The sequence below is a fragment of the Streptomyces sp. NPDC002690 genome, assembly GCF_053592415.1.
Genome location: NZ_JBSFVR010000506.1, coordinates 1 through 4,097 on the forward strand (window position 1 = coordinate 1; position 4,097 = coordinate 4,097).

The window sequence follows — 4,097 nt, forward strand, 5'->3', positions numbered from 1 at the left end:
CCTGGGCGGCCGGGGCCGGGGAAGCGGCCTGGGCGGCGGGGGCCGGGGGAGCGGCCTGTGCGGCGGGCTCCTCCTCCACGGTCACGCCGAAGTCCGTGGCGATGCCCGCCAGGCCGTTGGCGTACCCCTGGCCGACCGCGCGGGCCTTCCAGGCGCCCTGGCGGCGGTAGATCTCGATGACCACGAGTGCCGTCTCGGCCCCCAGACGCGGCGGGGTGAAGGAGGCGAGGACGCTGCCGTTGTCGGCGTCGCGCACGGTGGCGGTGGGCTCGATGCCCTGGAAGCTCTGGCCGGCCGCGTCGGGGCTCGCGGTGACGACGATCTTCTCGATGCCCGGCGGCACCGCGGCGGTGTCCACCACGATCGAGTCCGGCGCCGTGCCGCCCCCGGAGCGGTAGGTCACTCCTGGACCCGAGGGCTGGTTGTAGAAGATGAAGTCGTCGTCGGAGCGGACCTTGCCGTCGGCGGAGAGCAGCAGGCCCGAGACGTCGAGCCGCACCGGGGCGGTCACGTCCACCGCCACGCGGGCGGCGGAGAGAGGGATGTTCGAGCCGGGGGTCATTGCGGTCATGACCGGGGTAACGAACGACCCGGCTTTGCCGTTCCCTTACCTTCCGTGACGCTTCACCCGTCCGGGGGGAGCGCACCGGAGGGCCCGTGCGCCCCTCCGATTCGCCCGTGGCTACCGGCCCCGGCTCAGTGCGGCCAGATCGGCGGGTCGGTGACGAAGGGACCGCCGACGTGGGTCTGGGCCGGGTCGTCCGGGTCCAGCTCGCCGAACTCGGCGACCAGTTTCTCCGCGAACCGCTCCGAGTCGTCCTGCGGCTCGTACCCGAGCGCTTGGGCGGTCGACAGGTCCCACCACAGGCGGGTGTTGGCGGACGAGCCGTAGACCACGGTGTGGGCGACGTCCGGAGCGGTGAGCGCCGCGTGGAAGAGGCGGGCGCCGTCCTCGGGGCTCATCCAGACCGAGAGCATCCGCACCGACGTCGGCTCGCGGAAACAGGAGCCGATCCGGACGGACACCGTCTCGATGCCGTGCTGGTCCTGGTAGAGCTGGGCCAGGTCCTCGCCGAAGGACTTGGAGAGGCCGTAGAAGGTGTCGGGGCGCCGGGGCGTGTCGACGGGGATGAGCGGCTCGCCGGCGGCCGGGGCGGGGGTCCAGCCGATCGCGTGGTTGGAGGAGGCGAACACGATCCGGCGCACGCCCTCCTCGCGGGCCGCCTCGTAGAGGTTGTAGGTGCCCTCGATGTTGGCGCGCAGGATCTTGTCGAAGGAGGCTTCCAGCGAGATGCCGGCGAGGTGGATGATCGCGTCGACGCCGCGTACCGCCTCGCGCAGCGCCTCCCGGTCGGCCAGGTCGGCGACGATCGCGTCCGGTTCCCCCTCGATCGGTACGAGGTCGAAGAGGCGCAGCTCGTAGCCGTACGCGGGGAGCAGTTCGCGCATCAGCGTGCCGAGGCCGCCGGCGGCTCCGGTGAGCAGGATCGTGCGGGGAGCGGGCAAACCGGGCACTGGGCCTCCTCGGCGCGGCGAGACTGAGCCGCAGCGCGCCAGATCCATGGATGACATTCACATGCGTGGACAACGTAGGGAGGGGCGGAGGCCTTCGTCAAGAGGCCGCGGCGTTGCCGAACTCGCCTCGAACGTCACGGTTTCCGCCTTGACCGGCCGCCGGGAACTGCCCTAGCGTGACGTCGTTCATGAATATGGACATCAATCAGAATTGTGTACGCCTGGAACTCGCTCAGGGAGCGCCCGTGACCTCAGCCCCCCTCGCCGCCCGGCTCACCGCAGTCGCCGGGCCGCTCTTCTTCCCCGTCACCGCGTACGGCCCGGACGGGGGCGTGGACCTCGTCGCGTTCCGCCGCCACGTGCGGGCCGGAATCGACGCCGGTGCGGCGGCGGTCTTCGCCTGCTGCGGCACCGGCGAGTTCCACGCGCTGACGCCCGCCGAGTTCGGGCTGGTCGTCGCCGCGGCCGTCGAGGAGACCGCCGGGCAGGTGCCCGTCGTCGCCGGAGCGGGCTACGGCACCGCGCTGGCGGTGGAGTACGCCCGGCTCGCCGAGGAGGCCGGCGCGGACGGGCTCCTCGCCATGCCTCCGTACCTCGTCGTCGCCGACCAGCAGGGACTGCTCGCGCACTACACCGCGCTCGCCGCGGCGACCCGCCTGGAGACGATCGTCTACCAGCGCGACAACGCCGTCTTCACCCCCGAGACCGTCGTCGCCCTGGCCGGCACGCCCGGCATCATCGGCCTCAAGGACGGGGTCGGCGACCTGGACCTCATGCAGCGCATCGTCAGCGCCGTGCGCACCGCGCGGCCCGGCGGCGACTTCCTCTACTTCAACGGGCTGCCCACCGCCGAACTCACCGGGCTCGCCTACCGGGGCATCGGCATCACGCTCTACTCCTCCGCCGTCTTCGCCTTCGCCCCGGACATCGCGCTCGCCTTCTACCGCGCGCTCGCATCGGGTGACGACGAGCTGGCCGACGCCCTGCTGGACCGCTTCTACCGGCCGCTGGTCGAACTGCGCGCCAAGGGGCGCGGATACGCCGTGTCCCTGGTCAAGGCCGCCGTACGGCTCCAGGGACTCGACGTCGGCGAGGTGCGCACCCCGCTCACCGAACCGCCCGCCGCGCACGTCAAGGAACTCGCGCAGATCATCGACGACGGCCGGGCCCTGCTGGCCGAGCGCGCCGTGGGGGGCGGGGCGTGAAGACCTCGGCCTTCCTCTACCCCTGGGACGTCGTCGGTGACCCGGCCGCCGCCGCCCGCATCGCGGGACTCGGCGTCCAGCAGGTGACCCTCGCCTCGGCGTACCACTCCACCCGGGCGCTCACCCCCCGCCACCCCAGGACCCGGATCGTCACCGCCCCGTACGCGGCGGTGCTCTACCCGCCGGACGAGAAGCGCTGGGCGGGGCGGGAGCCGGCGCCCCGCACGCAGAACTGGACTCCCGGCGAGGACCCTTGGGCCGTTGCCGCCGAAGCTCTGGTGGACGCCGGTCTGGAGGTGCACAGTTGGGTCGTCCTCGCGCACAACTCCCGCCTGGGCGAGGAGTTCCCCGGGACGTCCGTCGTCAACGCCTACGGCGACCGTTATCCGTGGGCCCCCTGCATCGCCCGGCCCGAGGTCCGCGCCCTTCTCGTGGACCTGGCCGCCGAGGCTGCCACCCGGCCCGGCGCGCGCGGCACCGAACTGGAGTCGTGCGGCTGGTACGGCTTCGCGCACCTGCACGGCCACGACAAGGTGCAGGGAGTGACGCTCGGCGAGGCCGCCCAGTACCTGATGTCGCTCTGCTTCTGCTCGGAGTGCGCCGCCGGATACACCCGGCACGGTCTCGCCGCGGACGGACTGCGCACCGACGTGCGCCGCGCGCTGGAACCCGTGTGGACGGGCGCCGAACCGGCCGCCGGCTGGGCGGGCGTGGAGGAGCTGCTCGGCGCGGAACGGGCGGCGGCCACCCTCGGATGGCGCCGTGAGGTCGCTCACGGTCTCCAGGAGGCGGCGGTCCTGGCCGTGCGGGAGGCGGCGGCCGCGTCCGGGTCGGGCTTCCAGGTCCTGCTGCACGCGGACCCGGCGTTCCACCGCACCGGCGCCAATGTCGGCGTCGATCCCGCGCACATCCTGTCCGTCGCCGACGGTGTGGTGTTGCCGTGCACCGGCGGCGATGCGGTCCGTGAGGCGGTCCTCGGGCCGTTCGCGGACCACCGGGGCGTACTCGCCGCCAACTTCGGCGTGGTCTCCGGCATGGGTGGCAGTCCCGCCACGCTGGAGCGGGACGCCGCCCACGCCGCGTCCCTGGGCGCCACCGAACTCCGGCTCTATCACGCGGGACTGGCCTCCGACGCCGACCTCGCGGCGGTCTCCGGCGCGCTGGGCCGTATCGCCGGAGGAGATGAGGCGTAGCCGGAGGCGTACCGGGGCATGAGACGGCCCGAACCGGATCCCTGAGGGGCGACACCGGCGACGGCGGCCGGAGCACGACGACCGGCGGGCCTGGTCGGGCCCGGTCCGAAGCTCGGAGACGCGGACGTGAAGTCGTACGAGAAGTTCCAGCGGTCCCTGGGCTACGTCGGATCAGACGCCAAGT

At 73.0% G+C, this 4,097-nt stretch carries 4 protein-coding genes; 2 read left to right on the forward strand and 2 right to left on the reverse strand.

All coding sequences use genetic code 11. The features are described 5' to 3' along the window. Both ACWD3D_RS34210 and ACWD3D_RS34215 read right to left on the reverse strand, forming a co-directional pair. A partial coding sequence (locus ACWD3D_RS34210; RefSeq protein WP_451464597.1) for a TerD family protein occupies positions 1-571 on the reverse strand: 571 nt, incomplete at its 3' end. Between the two features lie 125 nt (positions 572-696). Further along, complete coding sequence (locus ACWD3D_RS34215; protein ID WP_451464600.1) at positions 697-1,506, reverse strand: NAD-dependent epimerase/dehydratase family protein; 810 nt, start codon at positions 1,504-1,506, stop codon at positions 697-699. A gap of 254 nt (positions 1,507-1,760) precedes the next feature. Here ACWD3D_RS34215 and ACWD3D_RS34220 point away from each other — a divergent pair, with 254 nt between their 5' ends. Together ACWD3D_RS34220 and ACWD3D_RS34225 are read left to right on the forward strand one after the other, a co-directional pair. Then, positions 1,761-2,720, forward strand: coding sequence for a 5-dehydro-4-deoxyglucarate dehydratase (locus ACWD3D_RS34220; RefSeq protein ID WP_451464598.1), 960 nt, complete (start codon positions 1,761-1,763; stop codon positions 2,718-2,720). Further along, a complete protein-coding gene (locus tag ACWD3D_RS34225; protein ID WP_451464599.1) occupies positions 2,717-3,913 on the forward strand; it encodes a hypothetical protein in 1,197 nt (398 codons plus the stop codon). The genes ACWD3D_RS34220 and ACWD3D_RS34225 overlap by 4 nt, the downstream gene beginning before the upstream one ends. Positions 3,914-4,097: the final 184 nt, after the last annotated feature.